This is a genomic window from bacterium (assembly GCA_020440705.1).
Classification (GTDB): domain Bacteria; phylum Krumholzibacteriota; class Krumholzibacteriia; order LZORAL124-64-63; family LZORAL124-64-63; genus JAGRNP01.
This window is the reverse complement of record JAGRNP010000069.1, coordinates 1-21,037: the sequence shown is the minus strand read 5'-3', so window position 1 is coordinate 21,037 and position 21,037 is coordinate 1. Positions and strand designations below refer to the sequence as shown.

Genomic DNA, 21,037 nt, shown 5'->3' with positions numbered 1-21,037 from the left:
GAGGACCGCGGCCAGGATCAGGTGCAGGCCGCCGCGGGCGCCGAGCAGACGAGCGCCCGCGACGACGGTCGCCGGCGCGACGACGACGGTGGCCGGGACGGAGACAAGCGCGGCCGCAGCCGTCGTGGCAGCCGGGGGCGCGGCCGTGGCCGTGGCCGGGATCGCGACGACCAGAACGACGTGGTGGCGAGCGAGGTCAACGGCAACGTCCGGGACGACGACAGCCGCGGCAACGAGCGGGAGCCCCGTCGTCCGGCGGCCCGGGCAGAAACCCGCGAGGTCGACGGCAACCGGCGCACCGACGACGCGCCGGCCAAGCGTTCGCGCAGTCGCCGCGAGCTTCCGGCGGCCGAGGTGGCCGGCGAGCACCGCCTGAGCGACGAGACCCGCAGCATGAGCGCCTCCGACGAGGCCCCGCGCCGGGAGCGGCCGACGCCGCCCCCGGCCCCGGAGCCGGTCGTGGAAGCTGCTCCGGCTCCCGCACCGGCGGCGGTGGCGACTCCGGAAGTCGAGACTGCGGTGGCGGCGGCACCCGATGCGGAGTCGACCGTCGACGCGGCGCCCGTGGCGCCGGTGGTGGCCAAGCCCAAGCGCGGCGGCTGGGGCGGCGGCCTCGGCGCCCGCCTGCCTCGGCGCGACAATCCGGCGGTGAAGAACCGCAAGCCCGTCGAGGTGCTGCCCGACACGCCGGAGCCGAGCCGCTCCCCGTCGGGCGGCTCGCGGCGCCCCGAGCGCGGCCGGGCGGCGGCGGCGAGCCTGGGGTCGGCCGACGAGATCATCGTCGAGGCCGTGCCGGCGACGAAGTACGCCGAGGCCCTGGCCGGCGTCACCGAAGCCGGGCTCAACGACGCCCTGCGCGAGCTCACCAGCGGCATGCTGGTGCGGGCGGGCTTCCCGTGCGACGTCACCGTCGAGGACGGCGAGTACCGCCGCGTGCGGATCGCGTCCGACGACGAGGACGATGCGGGCATGCTCATCGGCCGCCACGGCCAGACGGTCGATGCGGTCGAGCACCTGGTCGAGCGCATGGCGAGCAACGCGGTCGACGACCGCGTGCGCATGAACCTCGACATCAACTCGTACCGCGACCGTCGCGAGGAGGCGCTGATCGAACGCGCCGACGAGGCCGTCGCCGAGGTGGAGGAGACGGGTCGTCCCTACCACTTCGAGTCGATGGGCGCTCGCGAGCGGCGGGTCATCCACCTGCACGTGGCCGAGATCGACGGCGTGACGACCTTCACCGAGTTCGGTGGCGGCGGCAAGCACGTGGTCGTCGCGCTGGCGGACGACAGCGAGTCCGGCGGCGGCCGCTCCGACGAGGAAGAGTAGTTCGCGACTGATCTTCGCGATCGGTTGGGTTAGATTCAGGGGCGACGCCGGCGGGTGTCGCCCCTGGCTTTTGGGGCGCCGGACAGGGCCGGCCCGGTGTGGAAATCCGAGGTGATCCGATGTCGAGAGAGCGCGTGGAGAAGACCATCGTCGCGGTGGCGACGCCGCCTGGCGAAGGCGGGCTGGCGGTGGTGCGCCTGAGTGGTCCGGACGCGTTCGCGATCGCGGACAAGGTCTTCTCGGGTCCCGGTTTCGGGCCGCAGCCCACCCCGCGGCGCGCTGTATACGGTATACTGAAATCTCCAACCGAATCGGGCACAGCCATTTCCGAGATCGATCAGGCCATCGCTCTGCCCTTCGTGGCCCCCCACAGCGCCACCGGTGAAGACGTGGTCGAGTTCTTCTGCCACGGTGGCCGCGTCGTGGCCGGGATGGTCGTGGCGGCCTGCCGGGTGGCCGGAGCCGAACCGGCGACGGCCGGGGAGTTCACGCGCCGCGCGTTCCTCAACGGGAAGCTCAGCCTCGACCAGGCCGAGGCGGTGGCCGACCTGATCCACGCTCCGTCGGACCATGCGGCCCGGGCCGCCGTGCGCCAACTGCTCGGCGGGTTCGACGACCAGCTGGCCGCGGTGGAAGGTCCGCTGCTCGACCTGCTGGCCCGGCTCGAAGGGGGGCTCGAGTTCAGCGACGACGAGGACATGGGCGTCGGCGCGGACACGGTGCGCCGCGTGCTCGACACGAGCATCGCCGGCCTCGGGCGGCTGGTGGCCATGGCGCCGGCCGGACGCCTGCTGCGCGATGGCGTGCACGTGGTCCTCGCGGGTCCGCCCAACGTGGGAAAGTCGTCGCTCTTCAATGCGCTGCTCGCCGAGGAGCGCGCCATCGTCGATGCCGAGGCCGGTACGACGCGCGACGTGATCAGCGCGCGCCGGCACCGCGACGGGACGGTGTGGGTGCTGCACGACACGGCCGGTCTGCGCAGCGACGGCGGACGCGTCGAGGGCCTCGGCATGGAACGTGCGCGCCGGCAGGTCGCCGAGGCGGACGTGGTCCTCGCGTTGGCGGTGGCCGGAGAGGCGCCGACGGAACTCGTCGTTCCGGACGGCACGCCGGTGCTGCGCGTCTGGACCAAGGGCGATCTCGCGCCCGGTTTCGCGGCGCCCGCGGGCGAGCCGATCGTGGCGAGTCCCGACGGCAGCGGGATCGCGTCCGTCTGGGCGGAGCTCGACGCCGTGGTTGCCGGCTTCCGGCTCGAGGAGGCCATCGCCCTCGGTGTCGTGCTGAACGAACGGCACCTGCACAAGCTGGGCGCCTGCCGCGACGACCTGGTGCGCCTGCGCGACGAGGTTGCCGCCACCGCGCCCGGTGACGAGATTGTCGGCTCGCTCCTGGCGCCCATTCTGGGCCACCTGGGCGAGGTGTCGGGGCGTGTCTTCAGCGAGCAGGTGCTCGAGAGCGTCTTCAAGCGGTTCTGTGTCGGAAAGTAACGCGTTGTCCCACAACGAATTCGACATCATCGTGGTCGGTGGCGGCCACGCGGGCATCGAGGCGGCCCTGGCGGCGGCCCGTCTCGGGGCGCGCTGCGCGCTGGTGACCCACGATCCGGCCGAGATCGGCCGCATGCCCTGCAACCCCGCCATCGGAGGCCTCGGCAAGGGGCATCTCGTGCGGGAGATCGACGTCCTCGGCGGCGAGATGGGCCGGGCCATCGACGCCACGGGCATCCAGTTCCGCGTGCTGAACACCAAGAAGGGGCCGGCCGTGCAGTCGCCCCGCGCCCAGGCCGACAAGCACGCCTACCAGGCGGCCATGACGGCGACCTGCCACGCCCAGCCCGGCCTGACGGTCATCGGCGGCGACGTGGCCGGACTGCTGGTGGCCGGGGCCGACGCCGACCGGCGCATCGAAGGCGTGGTCGTGGGGACGCGCGAGGTGCGGGCACCGCGGGTGGTCCTCTGCACCGGCACCTTCATGAAGGGCCTCATGCACGTGGGTGATGCCCGGACCAGTGGCGGACGCGAGGGCGCCGCGAGCAGCGAAGGCCTGAGCGGGAGCCTGGCCGACTACGGCTTCGCCCTGCGTCGCCTGAAGACGGGCACACCGCCCCGCCTGCGGGCCGATTCCATTGACTTCCAACAGCTTGCAGTGCAGCTGGGCGACGCGCATCCCACGCCCTTCTCGTTCCGCACGCGGCGGTTCGCGCCCGAACAGATCGCCTGCCATCTGGCCTACACCAACGCGACGACCCATGCCATCATCGCGGCGAGCCTCGATCGGTCGCCGCTGTACGGCGGGGTGATCGAGGGCCGGGGTCCGCGCTACTGCCCGTCCATCGAGGACAAGGTGGTGCGCTTCGCCGACAAGGACCGGCACCTGCTCTTCCTCGAGCCCGAGGGCCGGGACACGGACGAGATCTACGTGAACGGCCTGTCCACCAGTTTGCCCGCCGACGTGCAGGAGCGGGTCGTGCGCTCGATCCCGGGACTCGAGCGCGCCGAGCTCGTGCGGTACGGCTACGCGGTCGAGTACGACAGCGTGCCGTCGTGGCAGATTCATGCCCACCTGGAGACCAAGGTGTTGTCCGGCTTGTATTTGGCCGGGCAGATCCTCGGCACTTCGGGCTACGAGGAGGCCGCCGGACAGGGTCTCGTGGCGGGACTGAATGCGGTGCGCAGCCTCGATGGTCGCGACCCGCTGCAGCTCGGCCGGCACGAAGCCTACCTCGGGGTGCTGGTCGACGACCTCGTCACGAAGGACATCGAGGAGCCCTACCGCATGTTCACCTCCCGGGCCGAGCACCGCCTGCGGTTGCGGTGCGACAACGCGGAGGAGCGCCTGGCCGCTGCGGCCCGCGACGGGGGGCTGCTGCCCGGCCCCGAGCTGGCGGTGCTCGACGCGCGCCGGCGCTTCGTGGCCGACTTCCGACGGGCGCTCGGGGCGACGGCCGTCGTGACGCGGGACACGCGGCAGCGGCTGACCGCGGCGGAGTTCCTCCGCTTTCCCGGGATCGAGCTGGGCAGCCTGCCGCATCAGGCCGAGGTCGACGCGGAATCCTGGTCCGAAGTCATGAATAGGGTTTCGCATCTGCGCGACGAAACAGACAACCCCTTCCTGGCGGAAGCCGCGGCCCGGCAGGTCGTCCACGACATCAAGTACGACGGCTACATCGCCAAGCACGAGCGCCTGATTCGTCACCAGGCCCACCTCGACGCCTATGAGCTGCCGTCCGACATGGACTATAAAACCATGTCCGCCTTGAGTTTCGAGGCCCGCGAGAAACTCGATCGGGTGCGCCCGGACACCCTGGGCCAGGCGGGGCGCATCGACGGGGTGCGGGCCGGGGACCTGGCGGTGCTGACGGTTTTCCTGAAGAAGCGGGCCGGCGAAACCGAGGCCGGGAATGAGTGACCCCCGGACCGATCTGGACCGGCGCCTGGGGGCCTACGCCGCCGAGGTCGTGCGCTGGAATCGCCAGATCAATCTGGTGAGCCGGCAGGACTCGGCCCGCCGTGTCGATGAGCTCGTCAGCCAGTGTCGGATCGCGGGAGCGGTGTTGGGGGACGAGATCCTGGGCGACTGGGATACCGTCGAGCCCACGGCCTACTTCGACCTGGGGTCGGGTGGCGGCCTGCCGGGGATCGTCTGGCACCTGCTGTTCGGCGAACGGTTTCCGGCTCTGTGCACCACACTGGTCGAACCCCGCGAGAAAAGGGCCTGGTTTCTGGAGCGCCAGGCCGACCTGGCGCCCGGCCGCCCGCTGGCGGTGCACTGTGGCCGGTGGGGCGAGGGCTCGGGCCCGGCCGTCGGCACACCCGCGCCGGGACAGATCCTCATTTCCCTCAAGGCCCTGCATCTGCCGGACCCCGTTGTCCTGCAGGGGCTCGAGCCCGCGCCCGGGTCGGCGGCCCTGGCTGCCGGTGCCCGGATCGTGATCGCTCGCTTCTATCCACCCGAGCAGACCTGGACAGACGTGCTGGCCGGCGATCTCGGGGCGGTGGGGTCCCGACACGAGACCGATGACTATATATATAGGGCCGTCGAGCGCCGCGTCGTCGGCCCCGGGGCCGGGGGCACCGCCTCTCTGGTGATCTCGTCCTACGAGGCGGCCCTGAAGCGACCCTGACCGGACTGTTGTCCCCCGGTGTTCCACGTGGAACACACGACCGCCGGCGCCACTGTTCCACGTGGAACAACGCCGATCCCGACCTCCCCGTGTTCCACGTGGAACAGTTGTCCCCAAGTTACCCCCCACTGATCACGCGCCGCGAATCGCCAGATCTTGACGCGGGTTTCGGGCGGCGCGTACATTGGGACCCCTGCAGGTCCGACCCTCCCCAGAGAAAGGCATGAGCCGGCATGGCCAAGATCATCGCGATTTCCAATCAGAAAGGCGGGGTCGGCAAGACCACGACGGCCGTCAACCTGGCGGCGAGCCTGGCGGTCGCGGAAAAACGCACCCTTCTGATCGATCTCGATCCGCAGGGGAACGCCTCGAGTGGAGTTGGGATAAGCCCCGATGGAAAAACCAGTTATGAACTCATGCTCGGGGCCGAGGCGGTGGACGGATGCATTCAGGGCTCTCCGATCGGTTTTCTGGACGTCATTCCGACCGATCGCCGCCTGGCCGGCGCCGAAGTCGAGCTGGTCAACGAGGATGACCGCGAGACATTTCTCAAGCGGGCGATCGGGGGTCTGCGGGGTTCGTACGACTTCATCCTCGTCGACACGCCGCCGAGCCTGGGCATGCTCACCATCAACGCCCTGACCGCAGCCGATTCGGTGCTCATCCCAATCCAGTGCGAGTACTACGCCCTGGAGGGGCTCAGCCAGCTGCTGAGCACGGTGCAACTCGTTCAGCGCAGCCTGAATACGGGCCTGCGGCTCGAGGGCGTCCTGCTGACCATGTGGGACGGGCGGTTGAAGCTGTCGAACCAGGTGGCCGAAGAGGCCATCGACTTCTTCGGCGAGATGGTCTACGAGACGAAGATCCCCCGGAACGTGCGCCTGAGCGAGGCGCCGTCGTTCGGCAAGCCGATCCTCCTGTACGACGTGGAGTGCGTCGGCGCCCGCACCTACCTGGCGCTCGCGCAGGAAGTCATCGCCAAGAACCCCTGACCGGGTGCGCGGCCGCCCGTCCGGGCCGCGCCACCGGGAGAAAGGTCCCGTCGCCATGAGCAAGAACCGAGTTCTGGGCAAGGGGTTGTCGGCACTGCTGAACGGCGCCGATCTGAAGGGCATGCCGTTGCCGGCCGCGGCGACCGCCCCCGGCGCGGCGGCGGCCGACGCCGGCGCAACCGTGCGCGAAGTCGCCCTCGAGGCGATCGGGTTCAACCCCGACCAGCCGCGTAAATTGTTTGACAACAATAAGTTAGAAGAATTGGCGGAGTCGATCCGCCAGGTCGGCGTGCTGCAGCCGGTGCTGGTGCGCCCCCTCGCCGCGGGCGAGAAGGCCCAGCCCCATCCCGACAGCACCACCCCGGCCGCCCAACTCGCCTACGTGGTGGTCGCGGGTGAGCGCCGCGTCCGGGCCAGCCGTTTGGCGGGGCTGGCCAAGGTGCCGGTGCTGACCTGCACCTACGAAGAGACCGAAGCCCTGAAGATCGCGCTGCTCGAGAACATCCAGCGCGAGGATCTCGGCCCCATCGAGGAAGCCGAGGCCTACCGCGGCCTCATGGACGCCTACGGCGCGACCCAGGAGGAGCTGGCCGCCATGCTCGGCAAGAGCCGCAGCGGCGTGGCGAACATGGTGCGCCTGCTCACGCTCGAGCCCGAGATCCGGGCGCTGCTGCAGGCGGGCAGCATCTCGCGCGGACACGCCAAGGCGCTGCTGGGTCTGCCGGAGGGGCCGGCGCGGCTGCAGCTGGCCAAGCTGTGCGCGTCGCGCGGGCTGTCGGTGCGCGACTGCGAGCAGCGGGTGCAGGCCGGCGGCGCGAAACCGAAGCGCAGGCCGAAGCGCCGCAGCGGCGGTTCGCAGGAAGATCCGTTCGTGCGCGAGCTCGCGGGCCGCGCCGAGGCGGTCTACGGCTCGCCGGTGGCCATCGAGCGCGACGCGAAGACCGGCAAGGGCGCCATCCAGGTGCGGTTCTACTCCGACGACGACCTGGTCCGCCTGCTCAAGATCATGGGCGTCGACACGGAGCTGTGATGGAGGGTCGCTCGCCGTCACCGCCGCTGCGCCGGCTCGCGCGCTCTCTCGGCGAGCGCTTCGCCGTCGGCCGGATCCTGCAGCTGCGGATCATCCTCGGCCTGCTCGTGCTGGCGTCGGTGGTGTTCCTCGTCTTCACCTTCACGCGCCTGGTCGGCGAGTACCACGAGACGGGTTCGCTGACGGCGCTGTGGCAGCGGGAGTGGCGCGGGGGCGCGGCGCTGATCGACATCCTGCGCGACGGCCTCTTCCAGCTCTTCGTGCTCATCCTCGGCTGGAGCCTCTTCCTGCGTCTGCGCTTCAGCCAGCTCGGCCACCTGCGGCTGCGGCGCAGCGAGCAGAAGTACCGCAGCATCATCAACCACGCCGGCGAGGCCATCTTCCTGCTCGACGACAAGGGCCGCGTGCTCGAGTGGAACAAGAAGGCCGAGAAGCTCTTCGCCGTGTTCCGGCGCAACGCCCTGGGCGTGAACATCTGCAAGCTCGACATGGGCTTCGACCTGCCCGTGCTGCAGATCTTCGCCGATGTGCAGCGCGTGCAGCGCAGCCTCACCTACGAGACCCAGGTGGCGCGCCGCGACGGCGCCACCCTGCAGCTCAGCCTGACCTTCTCGTGCATCCACGGCGGCTCCGGGCCCATGGCCGACAAGGCCGACAGCTTTGCGGTCATCGCCCGCGACATCACCAGCGAGAAGCAGCTCGAGACGCGCATGAGCGAGACGGAGAAGCTGGCGGGCATCGGGCAGCTCGCGGCCGGCATCGCCCACCAGCTCAACACGCCCCTCGGTTCGATCCTGCTCTCGGCCCAGATGCTCGAGGAGACCATCGAGGACGAGGACGACAGCGAGGACATCCGGCGCATCATCCGGCAGACCGAGCAGTGCCGCGGGATCATCAAGGGCCTGCTGAACTTCGCGCGCCCCACGGGCAGCGAGCGCGGCCGCGTCGACCTGGCCGAGATCATCGACGACACGGCCTTCCTCATGGAGAAGCAGCTGAAGGTGGCCGCGGTCGAGCTCGCGGTGACGGCCGACACGCCGACCGAGATCTTCGGCAACCGGAACGAGATCGAGCAGGTGTTCTTCAACCTGCTGGCCAACGCCCTGGACGCCATGTCGGGCGGCGGACGCATCGACGTGCGGATCAGCGACGGCGGGGCGGGCGAGTTGAAGGTCGTCTTCGCCGACACGGGCGACGGCATCCCGCGGGAGGCCCAGGACCGCGTCTTCCTGCCCTTCTTCACCACCAAGGACTACGGCAAGGGCACGGGCCTGGGCCTGTCGATCGTGGCCCGCATCGTGCATGAGCACGGGGGACGCATCGACCTGGACAGCGAGCCCGGCCGCGGCACGGCGTTCACGCTCTGGTTCCCGCGGGCGCGGGAGGGCCAGGGCGGCGGATCCGGCCATCTGGCCCTGATCGACGACCAGGCCGAGGAGCCGTCACCGACCGATCACGGAACAGGCACCCCCGGCCAGAGTCCGGACGCCTGACGTCCCCGGAGGGACCATGCGCATCGCCCCGCATACCCGGATCATCCTCATGCCGTCGGACGAGGGTCCGTCGCACGAGTACGGCATCACGCGCGGCATGATCGTGGTGCTGCTCGTGCTCGCCCTGGGGTTCGTGGGCTTCCTGGGCGTGCTCATGACCAGCTTCGCCACCAAGCACGACGAGCGGCAGACCATCGAGGAGCTCGAGACGCAGCTGGCCGAGGCGCGCGACGAGCTGCAGATGGCCCACGAGCTGGCGGCGAACCTGGAGGAGCTGCAGCAGGCCCAGGAGCAGGTGCTGCTCATGCTGGGCGTGGAGGGCCTGGGCAGCGCCGCCGAGGACTCGCTGCTGGCCGACTGGATGGACCGCGAACCGGGTTCCTCGGCCGAGGCCCTGCAACGGGCGGCGACGGTGGTGTCGAGCCCCCGGCCCGACCGCTGGCCCGCCCGGGGATTCGTGACCCAGGAGTTCGTGACCGGCAATCCGGCCCGGGGGGTCGTGGCCCATCCGGGCATCGACATCGCCGGCCCGCGCGACGGGCCGATCGTGGCCGCCGCGCCCGGCATGGTGGCCCGCACCGGCGTCGACGACTACCTGGGAAACTTCGTTGAAATCCAGCACGGGCTGGGTTATTTGACCGTGTACGGCCACTGCAGCCGGGTCGCGGTCAGCCAGGGCGACCGGGTCGCGGCCGGCCAGGTGATCGCCTACGTGGGCGACACCGGCCAGGCGACGGCCCCCCATCTGCACTTCGAGATCTGGGAGCAGGGCGAGGCCGTCGATCCGCGCACGATCGTGGCGGGCGAGCCCGAACAGAAATAGGCTGTGGAGACGCGCCGCAGGTGGTAGGCTCCGCCTTCGGCTCCGCATTCTGGAACACCCGACGACCGGCCCAGTCCGACGTCGTCCGGGTCAAGGAGGAAGAAGAATGTTCAACAAAGAACCGGAAAACACCGCCCCGAGCGCCGGCCAGACCTCGATCATCGCCCAGGGCTGCAAGTTCGACGGCAAGGTCGACGTGAAGGGCACCCTGCGGATCGAGGGCGAGTTCAAGGGCGACATCGGGGTGCCCGAGAGCCTGGTCATCGGCAAGACCGGCGTCGTGCACGCCAACTGCAACGTGAAGAACGCCATCATCGGCGGCCAGCTCTACGGCAACATCACCGCCGAGAACAAGATCGAGCTGCAGAGCGGCTCCCACGTCGAGGGCGACATCAAGACCAAGCGCCTGGTCATCGACGAGGGCGTGTTCTTCGAGGGCAACTGCTCCATGGGCGCAGGCAACCGCAAGACCCCGCCCCCGGCCGCGGCGCCCGTCGAGGACCGGCAGCCGGAGACGCTGAAGAAGTAGTCGCCGCGGCCCCTCGCCGAGGCGACCCCGCACGAAAAACCCCCGGCCGGTCAGCCGGGGGTTTTCGTATCCGGGGGCGGCGGGCGATCAGCTCTGCGCGTCCTCCATGATCGAATCGATCTGCTCGGCCGTGGCCTTCATCATCTCCTCGTCCACCGTCGCGGCCTCGCGGGTCTCCTCCGGCGTCAGGCCGACCATGAGGAAGTCCGCCACCTCGAGATCCTTCTCCTCGTACAGCTTCCGGACCACCTGGTCGTCCGGATCGACGCGGGTGCCGTCCTTCAGCACCGTCACCTTCACCTCGGGCTGCTCCCAGTCCGGGCCCTTGCGCACCACGTAGCCGCGCGAGCCGTCGCTGAGCTGCACCTCGGAGCCCGGCGGGTACAGGCCGATGGCGCGGATCAGCGCCGACGTCGCCACGGGCGAGAACGCCGTGCGGTCCTTGAGGATGATCTCGAAGGCGCGGCGCGGCGGCATGGGCAGCTTGTAGGGCCGCGCCGCGGTGAGGGCCTCGAACACGTCGCAGATCTGGATCAGCCCGGCGATGGGGCTGAGCACGGCCCACTCGGGCGGGTTCGGGTAGCCGCCGCCGTCGTGCCGGATGTGGTGGCCCCACGCGCCGGCGATGATCAGGGGCGAGGCCTCGCCGCGCGAGAGCAGGATGTTGGCGCCGATGGCCGCGTGGCTCTCGGCGATCTTGCGCTCTTCCGGGTCGAGGCGGCCGGGCTTGTAGAGGATCTCCTCGGGCACCTTGGCCTTGCCGATGTCGTGCAGCAGGCCGGCGGTGGCCAGCTCGCTGAGCATGTGGTCGGGCCAGCCCATCTCGCGGCCCACCGTCAGCGCCAGCGTCGAGACGCGCACCGAGTGGCCGATGGTGTAGCTGTCGTAGTCCGGGTAGCGCATGAGGGTCATGATGTCCATGGTCTCCTGGTCGGAGACGCTGAACAGCGACTCGCCCACGGCCCGGGTCCGGCTCAGGTCGAGATCCCGGTCGTTGGCCACGGACAGGGTGTGCTCGGCCACCGTCGCGAACATGGACTGGAAGATGGGCATCATCGGCGCCAGCTTGTCGGCCACGCTGCGCCCCATGCCGCCTTCCTCGCCCTCGTAGCCCGAGAAGTCGAACTCGATGAGACCCGGATCGATGCGCGCGATCTCCTCGGCGGTCGGCCCCTGGCCGGTGCCGGCCTCGCGGTAGAAGGGCGTCAGCTCGATGTTGCGGATGTTCGCGGCCCGCAGCATGGCCTGCGAGTCCTCGAGGCGGGCGGTCTTGTCGCGCAGGTCGGCGGCGACGCGGAAGAAGGCGGCGATCTCGTCGGCCTCGACGCGCTCGCCGAAACGGAAACCGCCGCACTGCATCTTCTCGGCGAACTGGAGCAGGTTGCGTCCGGCGATGGAGGGCCCGATCAGGTACTTCCCCTCGTGCACGAACTTCTCGTTGAGCACGCCGAAGAAGAAGGCGGTGTCGCCCGACTCGGCGAGCATCTCGCGCAGCAGCCTGACGAACGACTCGCCCTGGCCGCGCACCTTCGGGTGGCCGTCGAAATACAGCCGCCGCTGGTTGATCCCGCCCGAGAGCAGGATGATCAGATCACTGAACGTCGTCTTGGCCACGTCGGCCCCCCCTCCGGATCACTCTAGTGTCGCCGCACGCCGCTCAGGGCGGTGCGGGCGGCATCGCGGCAGGCGGCGGGCCACACCGGGATGAACAGGAACTTCTTCTCGTTGGCGATGCGCTCGAGCAGGCGCCCGGACTTCTCGTCGCCGAGGTCGCCCAGCCAGCGCACCGCTTCGGCGACCCATTTCTCGCCGCGCCGTTCGGGCGGCAGACGCGTCATCATGCCGTACAGGTGGCGCCCGGCCACCTCGCGCATGCTCGGCACGATGGGGCCCTGCACGCCCTGGTCGAGCACCGCCTCGTACATGTTGCGCCGGTCGGCACTGTACTCGGCGAGGCCGTCCATCATGATCGAGGCCAGGGCATGGGCGCGCTGGTGCAGCAGGCGCCGGTGCAGCAGCGGGCCGTGCTGCTCGGACATGCTCGACCCCAGCAGCAGCCGGTGCACGTTGTACAGCAGGGGCGCCGGCGCGTGGAAGGCATTGCTCGCCAGGGTCTTCTCCCGGAGCGCCGGCTGCGCCTCGAGCCGCAGCAGCAGGTCGGCGCGGTCGCGCGTCTCCTGGGTGCTGATCTTCTGCATCAGCGAGATCTTCTCGGCCGGATCTTTCCACACCAGCCCGATCAGGACGTCGTTGACGACGAACGGCCAGGCGCGTTCGCGGGCCTTGGCGTCGGCCAGCGAATCCCACACCTCGCTCCACAGGGGGCCGAGCACCTCCGGGTGCGACCGGCGCAGCGGCCGCGTGATCATCTCCACGACCAGCTCGGTGGTTTCGGCGTCCTCCGAGCGGAAGATGCTCTTCAGGGCGCCGCGGGCCACGCCCAGGGCCGTCTCCGACAGCTCCGGGTTGCCGAGGATCGTCTGCATCATGCCCGCGATGCCGTCGGCCAGTTCGTCGGTCGGCGCGACGTGGAGGATCTGCAGGCAGATGCCCAGCGTGTCGGCATGGGCCGGCGCGATGATGTCGCTCTCCGGATCGAACTCCGCCTCGGCCGCCGCCGCGTGCACGGCCTCGATCAGCTCGCGCAGTTCGTTCCGCGAGAGGGTGAAGAGCGTGGGCTTGCGGCTCGGCTTGGGCCGGTTCTCCAGCAGCTTGCGGCCCGACGCGCGCTTCGAGGCGAGGTTGGTCTTGCGCAGCCGCTCGAAGACGAGCTTCACGAGCTCGGGCTGTCCGGTCAGCTTCAGGGCCGCCTGGGCATGGTCGACCAGGGCCGGCAGGGTCATGGGATCGGAATTCGTCAGTTCGAGGGCGGCGACGATCTGCTGGATCCCGGCGACGGCCTCGTCGGGCACCCAGGTGCCCAGCAGCTCGGCCACGCCCTGGCCGTCGGCGTCGCGGAAGTCCTCGATGTTCGCGTTCTCGGTGGCCAGCATCAGGCCGCGGATCACGGCGAGGAACTCGCGCTCCATGCCCTGGCCGTCGGGCGAGGCGACGAGGGCCGAGTCGGGAATCGTGTTGGGCTCGAAGTAGAGGTTCAGCGGACTTTCGGTGGCCTGGGGCCCGTTGCCGCGGCGGCTGCGCATGTACAGGGCGCGGTCGGTCACGGTGAGGGTCTCGGGCATGCCCTCGATGATGACCTCCTGGTACTCGGAGGTGGCGGCGAACTCCTTGCGGTGCTGCTTCAGGGTGGTGAGGCCCTCGTGCAGTTCGGCCGCCGTGAGGCCGGCGTGGATCTCGAGCAGGGCCTGGTTCAGGGGTTCGAGCAGCTCGTGCAGGCGCGCGGCCCGGCGGTCGGTGGCCGGCACCGTGACGTCGCCGAGGACCAGGCCCTCGCGGGTGACCTCGATCTCGATCGAGTCGTGACGGCCGAGAGCCGCGGCCACCGCGGCGGCGCACTGGTCGGCGACGGCCTGGTACTGGGCGTGGCCGGGCGGGTAGTAGCTGCCGGTCGTCAGCATGCGGTCGAGAGCCTCGAGCAGGGCGGCGTGGGCCGGCGCCAGCTCCAGGGCTCCTGCCGCGGACCCCGTGCGCGGGTTCTTCGTGGGCGATTCGTTCCGCGTGGACAAGACAACCTCCCCCTGAGGACACAGAAACTCCCCCCTAGGATCGGCCCGGATCGTCGGCCATTGAGCCCGAATGACGACGGGAAGGGTCGGGGCTCTTCCGGGGCCCCGGAACGCGCGCAAAAGCCTGTTTGCGTACCCTCGGCGGTCGGTTCGTCCGGAATCAGGCGAAGTCGAGAACGGCCAGGGCGTCGTCTTCCGGCGCCGGGGCCTCGCCGCCGAGGCCGACCTGCTGGAAGCCGGTGATGACGATTCCCGGGACGGCGGCCAGCGACACGGCCTCCTGGTCGTCCCGGGCGATGGGGGAGCCCGTGGCGGTGTGGGTCACGCGCACCTCGGGGTGTTCGAGGTCGGGGCCGCGGCCCACGACCACGGCGCCGCGGCCGTCCGAGAGCGTCACCTCGGAGCCGGGCGGGTACAGGCCGAGGGCGCGCACGAGGGCGCCGAGCATGCGGGGGTGGTAGGCGCCCGGGTCGGCCAGCAGGATCTCGTAGGCCTGGCGCGGCGCCATGGGGTGCTTGTAGGGCCGCACCGCGGTGAGGGCCTCGAAGACGTCGCAGACGCGGATCAGCGCCGCCGCCGCGCCCGGGACGAACCAGGCGGGCACGTCGGGATAGCCGCCGCCGTCGTGGCGCAGGTGGTGGCCCCAGGTGGCCGACAGGACCGTCGGGCTCGTCTCGCCGTTGGCGAGCAGCACGCGGCAGCCGGTGACCGGATGCGACTCCATGATCCGGCGCTCGTCGTCGTCGAGGCGGCCCGGCTTGAAGAGGATCTCGTCCGGCACCTTGCCCTTGCCGATGTCGTGCAGCAGGCCGGCCGTGGCGATCTCGCCCTGCACGGGCGCCGGCCAGCCGAGCTCGCGGGCGACCAGCGCGCCGAGGGTCGCCACGCGCACCGAGTGGCCGATGGTATAGCTGTCGAAGTCCGGATAGCGCATGAACTGCATCACGTCGAGGGCGCCCTGGTCCGAGACGGCGACCAGCTCCTCGCCGCGGCTGCGGGCGGCGGCCAGGTCGATGGCGGCGTCGCCGTCGGCCGCCCGCCGGTTGTTGACGGCCACCGTCTCGTACATGGCCTGGTACACCTGCAACAGCGGCGCGAAGTCGGCGGCCATGAAGTCGGGCGTGTTCCCCGCTTCGGCTGGCGCGTCGGCCCCCTCGCCGTCCTCGCCGCTCTCGCTCAGCGGCGGGCTCAGCTCCACGTGGGCGAGGCCGCGGGCGGCGAACAGGCGCTGCGCCTCGTCGGCGGAACCGACGGGATTCTTGGTCTCGGCCCCGAGCCGGAAGAACGCCACCAGGTCGTCCTGGCCCAGCGGCAGCCGGAAGACGAAGCCGCCGCAGCCGAGCCGCTCGGCGAATTCGATGAGCGACCGCCCGGCGATGGACGGCCCCACCAGGTAGCGCCCGTCGCGGATGAACTTGCCGTTGTGGACGCCGAAACGGAACTCGTTGTCGCCGTCGGCCCCGGCGAGCAGCGGCGTCACGGTGGCCACGAACTCGCGGGCCATGGCGAGCACCCGCGGATGGGCGTCGAAGTACATGCGGCGCTGGTTGATGCCGCTGGCCAGGAGAATGATCAGGTCGCCGAATCGCTGGTCCATCTCAGCCCTCCTCCCGGTCGCCGGACGTCAGGGCCCGGCGGGCGACGGTCCGTGCCGAACCGGGCCAGGCGGGGAAGAAGAAGAAGTGCTTCTCCCGGAGCACGCGCTCGAGCAGGGGCCGGGCGTGCTCCGCGCCGAGCGCGGCGAGTTCCGCCAGACCCGCCGTCACCCACGCGTCGTCCCGGCGGTCGCGCGGCAGGCACCCGATCCCGTCGGACAGGATCGCCGCGGCGGCCACGGCGAAGTCGGCCGGAAGCACGTCGGCGTCGCGGTGACGGATCAGGTCGAGGTAGAAGGTCGCGTATTCGGGGCGATGATCGCCGAGGGCGGCCAGCACCGATGCGGCGAGGGGCGACACGGGCTCGCGCACCAGGGCGTCGTGGAGTTCCTGGCCGAGCCAGCCCCGCAGGCGCGTCGTCATCAGCGCCGCGTGGACCGGATAGAGCACCGGGAGCGGGGTCGCGAAGAGGTCGCGGGAGGCGGTCTTCCGCTGGAGCGCGGGCATCTGGGCCAACCGGCGGCCTTGGCCGAGCGCGTCCTGCAGGCTCAGCCGGCCGGCCGCCTGGCCCAGGTGGGCGGCGACCTGGCGGGAGCCCTTGCCCCAGCCCAGCAGGATGTCGTTGACGAGGTGCGGCCAGAGCAGCGGCAGTTCGTCGGCGCCGGTCAGCTCGAGCAGCCGCACCCAGAACGGGGCCAGCAGATCGGACCGGGTGCGCCGCAGGGTCCCGACGGCGATGACCAGCAGCTCTTCGCCGTCGGCGGTGCCGACGTGCTCGCCGGTGGCGGCCCGCGGCGTCGGGTTCGCCTGGCCGGCCACGCGGGCGGCCACGGCGGCCGCGAGATGTCCCGCCCCGCCCTCGTCGAAGTCGTCTTCGGCCACGGAACGTTCGACCGTGTCGAGCAGCGCGTGGCGCAGGGCCTCGTTGGGGCCGTCGCCCAGCAGGAGCAGGGCGATGCCAAGCCGGTCGCGCCGGGCGTCGAGCCCCGGTGGCGCCACCGGTTCGACCCGGCTCTCGAGGGCGGTCACCTCGGCGAGCAGGCCGCCCACGTCGAGGCGGTAGTCGGCCGCCTGGACCGTGCGCTTCGCGGCGCCGGCCTCCTGCTTGCGGGAGTGCAGCATGTCGCGCTTGAGGATGCGGAACACCAGGTCGGCGGCGCGGCGGTCCCGGCTGAGGTCGAGGGCGCGGCGGGCCTGCGTGATGAGCTGCAGCAGATCGTCGGGGTCGGGGTCGATCTCCACGAGGCGCTGCAGGGCCCGGCGCAGCTGCTCGAGTTCCTGGCGCGACACCGCGGTCCCGGCCGCATCCGGCCCCGCGCCGGTGGCGCGCTCCTGGTCGGCCCGCTGCAGGTTCGCCAGGATCTCGCCCACCATCTCCATGAACTGGCGCGCGAGGCGGGCGGCTACGGATTCCTCGGGAGTGTCGCCGGCGTCGGCGGGCTCGTCGCTCCACGGCTGGAGCAGATCGTCCAGGGAGCGGGGCCCGTCGGCCGCGCCGGATGCGCCGTCGCGACCGTGCCCGCCGGCGTCGCCGTGATCGAGCACGCTGCGGCTGACGGCCCGCACCGAGGCGGGCAGGTTCTCGATGACGATCTCGCGGAAGGTGCTCGCCTGGCCCAGCGCCATGCGGTGCTCCTGCAGGGCGGCCACGGCCTGGCGCAGGTCCTCCGGGGTGAGGGCACCGTCGATCTCCAGGCGCGCGATGTTCAGGGGCACGAGCAGGTCGTGCAGCAGGCGCACGTTGCGGTGGTGCGGGTCGACGTTGCGCCGGTCGATCTGCAGGCCCTGGGCCGTGATCTCGATGGCGACGGGCCCGTGCCCGCCGCGGATCACCTCGACGAGGGCGTCGCGCGAATCCCGCGCCGCCTTGAGGTACTGGTCGTGCTCGTTGGAGTAGTAGGCGCCCACCGTCAGCAGGCGGTCGAGGGCCTTCAGCACCGTCACGGACCGCGGGTCGAGGACCTGGCCGTTGAGGTCGCAGATGGAGTCGCGGTCGAGCGTGCGGGTCGACATTCCCGGATTCCTCGTTCAGGGCGACGGCGTGGGCAGCGGGCCGGACACACCGGTATCATTAGTCGGTATCGACGTGGAGGGAATTGACTTAAGCTGATTCGGCGGCGGGACCGGCCCGCCTTCGCCCCGGAAAGGACGCCCATGTCGGACGACGATCGCCCCGAACCCTTCCACGCCTACCCCGAGTCGCCCGACCTGGGGCGGGTCGACGACCTGCGCCGCCGCATGCGGGAAGGGCGCAGCGACGACTTGAAGCAGTCCCGGGTCACGCGCAAGGTGGGCAAATCGGCCCGCGACCTGGGTGCCTACACGCTCATTCCCAGCCTGATGATCGCCGGACCGGTGGTGGGCTTCCTCGTCGGCCGCGGGGTCGAGAAGCTCTGGGGCGGCGAACCGTGGGGCGCGGTGGGGGGGCTGCTGCTGGGCGTCGTGGCGGCGTTCCGCGAGGTCTTCCTGCTGCTCAAGCGCAAGCAGGAGCAGGATGCGGCGGAGAAACGCCGGGGCGACGCGGGCCGCGACTAGCCGACCGTCGCCGGATCCCGCCCGTCACGCGCCGCCCGGCGCCACCTTCTCCAGCTCGGACAGGATCTCGACCATGGCCAGGGTGTCCAGGGCGCAGTAGCGCCGCAGGTCGGCGAAGACCTGCTCCCGCGCCGCTTCGTCGGCCTGGCCGAAGACGGCTTCGACGTACGCACGCGCCGCATGGTGGCCGTCGGCGATCTCCAGGGCGGCGTAGTCCTTGCCCGTCAGCGCCGGCAGCACGGCCTTCAGCGAGCAGCTCCCCTTCTGGTCCGGATGGTGGAACCAGAAGTGGCGGAACGGATCGATCAGGTCGACCAGGCGGTCGGCCAGACCGGCCAGCCACTCGGCCTCGTCGGGAAACGCCTCGGCCAGGTCGTCGAGCACGCCCTTCTCGAACCCCATGTTCCAGGCCAGGATGTGCCCTTCGTCGCCGATGGCGTGCAGGGCCGCCACCAGCGCGCCGCGCGGATCGGCGGGCGCGGTGGCCAGGAAGTCCACGTGGCGGGCGGGCGCCCCGGGCGCGTCCTGGATGTGCAGGGAGAACTGGAACGGCAGCCGCTGGTAGGGCCGCAGTCCGGCCAGCGGCGGCACGGCGGGGTTCATGGTCTCGAAGTCGAGATGGTGCAGCGGGTACGCCAGCGCGTCGAGCCACGCGCGCAGCGCGGCCGCCTCCACGTGGGGCTCGCCCGTGCGCAGGGTCCGGGCCTGGATCCGCTGGGTCGGCGAGAGCTGGTCGTCGGGCAGGTCGGCGATCTTGAACAGGCCCTCGTCGAGGAACCCGAACGCGCGCCGCCCGCCCCGGTACAGCTCGGTCACGTTGCCCGGCGGCAGGTCGGCCCAGCACAGCGGCACCAGCGGGCAGTCGTAGGGCGTGTGGCAGCGCGGCCCGATCGGCACGTCCGGCTCGGAGCCGGCCAGGGTCGCGTGCATGCGCTCCACCGCCCGCGGCACGTACTCGAGCAGCGGCTTGACCCGCGTCGTGACCTCCTCGAGGTGGAAGAAGGGCCGCACCTCGAAGGCTTCGCCCCGCACGTACCCCGTGTTCACGTGCATGATGAAGAGCTGCCCGAGCGCCACGCCCGCCCGCGTCAGGGTGTCGCACTGGAAGGCGACGTCGTTCACGTTCACGTCGCGCACCCGGGTCGAAGACTTCACCTCGACCAGGTTCCAGCGCCCGTCCTCCACCGGCACCAGCACGTCGACCCGGCAGTAGCGCCCCTCGACCAGGAAGCTCGCCTCGAAGATCGGCACCCGCTCCTCGCGGGGCCGCGCCATCAGCGCGGCGGTTTCCCGGGCGGTCTCGGCCGGGTCGGCGAAGTTCATGGCCACCTCGATCCCGCCGGGATAGAGCTTCTTGGCCAGATCGCCCACCTCGTGGCCGGTGTCGAAGATGTGCTGCTGGGCCGGATCCGGGGGCGGAATGCGCTCGCGGGCGTGGATCTGGTTCCAGAGCAGCTTCGGGCACTGCAACCCGTTCAGGTAGCGCGACTTGGAGATGGGGCGGGGTGCGGGCATGGCGGCCTTTCCGGGTTGGTGAGGCCACTTTAGGGGGTGCGGGGGGCGGCGGCAACCCCCGAATTCGGCGCCTTGTATACAGTATATCGCACACAGGGCGCCCCGGAACGGCGACTGGCGGCGGTTCCGGGCCGCCAGGTTTCTCCGTTGACACCCCCGGCCCACCGTGTATGATCTGTTTGAAACTTTTCAAACGGAGAAAACAATGTTGCCCAACCTGCCTCTCCCCGACGATGGGCCGGCCGCCGAAGAGGCCGTCAAGACCGCCTTCATCCAGGACTACGGGCAGGGGTACCAGAGCTTCGGCCTACCCAAGCTCATGGGGCAGGTGGTGGGGCTGCTGCTCTACCACGCCGGGCCGCTCAGCCTCGACGACATCACCGCCGAACTCCAGGTGAGCAAGGGTCCGGTGTCCCAGATCATGCGCCGGCTGCGCGACCACGACCTCGTCTCGAAGGTGTGGGTCCCCGGCAGCCGTCGCGACTACTACGAGGCCACCACCGACATCTTCGGGCAGGCCTTCACCAACCACGCCCGCCTGCAGCAGCGGAATCTCGAGCTCGCCCGCAAATACTCCGGCCTGATCCGCGACACAGACGCCGAACTGCCCGCCTCGTTCGCGGCCCGCATCGCCGAGATGGACCGCTTCTACACCCTCATGCGACACCACTTCGCGGCCTTCCTCGCCGAGTGGGAATCGTCCCGCACGGAAACCGAGGGCGCCGAAACCACGACCCGGGAGCACGAATCATGAACCGCCTGCAGGACAAGGTCGCCATCGTCACCGGCGGCGCCGCCGGCCTGGGCCGCGCCACCGTCGAGCTCTTCGCCGCCGAGGGCGCGCGCGTTTCCATCTGGGACGTGAACGCCGAGGCGGGCGAGAAGCTGGCCGCCCGCCTGCAGGCCGCCGGCCACGACGTCGAATACCGGCAGGTGAATGTCGGCGACACGGCCGCCGTGGCCGACGCCGTCGCGGCGGTGAAGGACGCCTTCGGGTCCGTCGACGTGCTGATCAACAACGCCGGCATCACCCGCGACGCCACCCTCCTCAAGATGGACGAGGCTCAGTTCGACCAGGTGGTCGACGTGAACCTCAAGGGCGTCTTCAACTGCGGCCAGGCTGCGGCCCGGGTCATGGTCGAGCAGGGTGCGGGCGCCATCGTGAACACGAGCAGCGTCGTGGCGCTGTACGGCAACTTCGGGCAGAGCAACTACGTGGCGACGAAGGCGGGCGTCATCGGCATGACGAAGGTCTGGGCCCGCGAGCTGGGCCGCAAGGGCGTGCGCGTGAACGCCGTGGCGCCGGGCTTCATCGCCACCGAGATGGTCATGGCCATGCCCGAAAAGGTCCGCGACATGATGGCCGAAAAGACCCCCCTGCAGCGGTTGGGCCAGCCGGCGGAGATCGCCCGGGCCTACCTCTTCCTGGCCAGCGACGAGGCCGCCT

17 protein-coding genes are annotated in these 21,037 nt (G+C 70.8%); 12 read left to right on the top strand and 5 right to left on the bottom strand.

Annotation, left to right across the window (positions count from 1 at the left end; all coding sequences use genetic code 11):
- The 9 genes from KDM41_11305 to KDM41_11265 form a co-directional block, all read left to right on the top strand.
- A partial coding sequence (locus KDM41_11305; protein MCB1184010.1) for a KH domain-containing protein occupies nt 1–1,329 on the top strand: 1,329 nt, incomplete at its 5' end.
- 119 nt (nt 1,330–1,448) lie between these two features.
- Nucleotides 1,449–2,816: a tRNA modification GTPase gene (locus KDM41_11300; protein MCB1184009.1), complete on the top strand. Its 1,368-nt coding sequence runs from the start codon at nt 1,449–1,451 to the stop codon at nt 2,814–2,816.
- Between the two features lie 4 nt (nt 2,817–2,820).
- On the top strand, nt 2,821–4,737 hold the full coding sequence (mnmG, locus tag KDM41_11295) for a tRNA uridine-5-carboxymethylaminomethyl(34) synthesis enzyme MnmG (protein MCB1184008.1): 1,917 nt from the start codon (nt 2,821–2,823) through the stop codon (nt 4,735–4,737).
- On the top strand, nt 4,730–5,452 hold the full coding sequence (locus KDM41_11290; GenBank protein ID MCB1184007.1) for a class I SAM-dependent methyltransferase: 723 nt from the start codon (nt 4,730–4,732) through the stop codon (nt 5,450–5,452). The genes mnmG and KDM41_11290 overlap by 8 nt, the downstream gene beginning before the upstream one ends.
- 233 nt (nt 5,453–5,685) lie before the next feature.
- On the top strand, nt 5,686–6,444 hold the full coding sequence (locus tag KDM41_11285; protein MCB1184006.1) for a ParA family protein: 759 nt from the start codon (nt 5,686–5,688) through the stop codon (nt 6,442–6,444).
- Nucleotides 6,445–6,499: 55 nt separating this feature from the next.
- The gene (locus KDM41_11280; protein ID MCB1184005.1) at nt 6,500–7,474 is read left to right on the top strand and encodes a ParB/RepB/Spo0J family partition protein; all 975 of its coding nucleotides are present in this window, start codon (nt 6,500–6,502) and stop codon (nt 7,472–7,474) included.
- Nucleotides 7,474–8,967, top strand: a complete 1,494-nt coding sequence (locus KDM41_11275; protein ID MCB1184004.1) for a PAS domain S-box protein — start codon at nt 7,474–7,476, stop codon at nt 8,965–8,967. Before KDM41_11280 ends, KDM41_11275 begins: the two co-directional genes overlap by 1 nt.
- 16 nt (nt 8,968–8,983) lie before the next feature.
- On the top strand, nt 8,984–9,790 hold the full coding sequence (locus KDM41_11270; GenBank protein ID MCB1184003.1) for a peptidoglycan DD-metalloendopeptidase family protein: 807 nt from the start codon (nt 8,984–8,986) through the stop codon (nt 9,788–9,790).
- Nucleotides 9,791–9,896: 106 nt separating this feature from the next.
- Entirely contained in the window at nt 9,897–10,319 is a 423-nt protein-coding gene (locus tag KDM41_11265) for a polymer-forming cytoskeletal protein (GenBank protein MCB1184002.1), read from the top strand.
- An 87-nt stretch (nt 10,320–10,406) separates the two neighbouring features.
- Here the strand turns inward: KDM41_11265 and KDM41_11260 are convergent, their stop codons facing one another.
- The 4 genes from KDM41_11260 to KDM41_11245 form a co-directional block, all read right to left on the bottom strand.
- A complete protein-coding gene (locus KDM41_11260) occupies nt 10,407–11,933 on the bottom strand; it encodes an HD domain-containing protein (GenBank protein ID MCB1184001.1) in 1,527 nt (508 codons plus the stop codon).
- Nucleotides 11,934–11,956: 23 nt separating this feature from the next.
- Complete coding sequence (locus KDM41_11255; protein ID MCB1184000.1) at nt 11,957–13,945, bottom strand: hypothetical protein; 1,989 nt, start codon at nt 13,943–13,945, stop codon at nt 11,957–11,959.
- A 160-nt stretch (nt 13,946–14,105) separates the two neighbouring features.
- The gene (locus KDM41_11250) at nt 14,106–15,542 is read right to left on the bottom strand and encodes an HD domain-containing protein (GenBank protein ID MCB1183999.1); all 1,437 of its coding nucleotides are present in this window, start codon (nt 15,540–15,542) and stop codon (nt 14,106–14,108) included.
- 1 nt (nt 15,543) lies between these two features.
- Nucleotides 15,544–17,553, bottom strand: coding sequence for a hypothetical protein (locus tag KDM41_11245; protein MCB1183998.1), 2,010 nt, complete (start codon nt 17,551–17,553; stop codon nt 15,544–15,546).
- Between the two features lie 141 nt (nt 17,554–17,694).
- Between KDM41_11245 and KDM41_11240 the strand changes: the two genes are divergently transcribed.
- Complete coding sequence (locus tag KDM41_11240; protein MCB1183997.1) at nt 17,695–18,075, top strand: AtpZ/AtpI family protein; 381 nt, start codon at nt 17,695–17,697, stop codon at nt 18,073–18,075.
- 24 nt (nt 18,076–18,099) lie between these two features.
- On the opposite strand, the gene KDM41_11235 is transcribed toward KDM41_11240, so the two are convergent.
- On the bottom strand, nt 18,100–19,590 hold the full coding sequence (locus KDM41_11235) for a DUF2779 domain-containing protein (GenBank protein ID MCB1183996.1): 1,491 nt from the start codon (nt 19,588–19,590) through the stop codon (nt 18,100–18,102).
- A gap of 205 nt (nt 19,591–19,795) precedes the next feature.
- Here KDM41_11235 and KDM41_11230 point away from each other — a divergent pair, with 205 nt between their 5' ends.
- Nucleotides 19,796–20,344, top strand: a complete 549-nt coding sequence (locus KDM41_11230; GenBank protein ID MCB1183995.1) for a MarR family transcriptional regulator — start codon at nt 19,796–19,798, stop codon at nt 20,342–20,344.
- Nucleotides 20,341–21,037, top strand: a 697-nt coding sequence (locus KDM41_11225; protein MCB1183994.1) for a glucose 1-dehydrogenase, incomplete at its 3' end; no start/stop codon positions are given. The genes KDM41_11230 and KDM41_11225, both read left to right, overlap by 4 nt.

What these genes read in the sequence shown, in the direction of transcription:
- KDM41_11300 (MCB1184009.1), top strand. Translation starts at nt 1,449, where the DNA reads ATGTCGAGAGAGCGCGTGGAGAAGACCATCGTCGCGGTGGCGACGCCG.
- KDM41_11290 (MCB1184007.1), top strand. Translation starts at nt 4,730, where the DNA reads ATGAGTGACCCCCGGACCGATCTGGACCGGCGCCTGGGGGCCTACGCC.
- KDM41_11285 (MCB1184006.1), top strand. Translation starts at nt 5,686, where the DNA reads ATGGCCAAGATCATCGCGATTTCCAATCAGAAAGGCGGGGTCGGCAAG.
- KDM41_11280 (MCB1184005.1), top strand. Translation starts at nt 6,500, where the DNA reads ATGAGCAAGAACCGAGTTCTGGGCAAGGGGTTGTCGGCACTGCTGAAC.
- KDM41_11275 (MCB1184004.1), top strand. Translation starts at nt 7,474, where the DNA reads ATGGAGGGTCGCTCGCCGTCACCGCCGCTGCGCCGGCTCGCGCGCTCT.
- KDM41_11270 (MCB1184003.1), top strand. Translation starts at nt 8,984, where the DNA reads ATGCGCATCGCCCCGCATACCCGGATCATCCTCATGCCGTCGGACGAG.
- KDM41_11265 (MCB1184002.1), top strand. Translation starts at nt 9,897, where the DNA reads ATGTTCAACAAAGAACCGGAAAACACCGCCCCGAGCGCCGGCCAGACC.
- KDM41_11250 (MCB1183999.1), bottom strand. Translation starts at nt 15,542, where the DNA reads ATGGACCAGCGATTCGGCGACCTGATCATTCTCCTGGCCAGCGGCATC.
- KDM41_11245 (MCB1183998.1), bottom strand. Translation starts at nt 17,553, where the DNA reads ATGTCGACCCGCACGCTCGACCGCGACTCCATCTGCGACCTCAACGGC.
- KDM41_11240 (MCB1183997.1), top strand. Translation starts at nt 17,695, where the DNA reads ATGTCGGACGACGATCGCCCCGAACCCTTCCACGCCTACCCCGAGTCG.
- KDM41_11235 (MCB1183996.1), bottom strand. Translation starts at nt 19,590, where the DNA reads ATGCCCGCACCCCGCCCCATCTCCAAGTCGCGCTACCTGAACGGGTTG.
- KDM41_11230 (MCB1183995.1), top strand. Translation starts at nt 19,796, where the DNA reads ATGTTGCCCAACCTGCCTCTCCCCGACGATGGGCCGGCCGCCGAAGAG.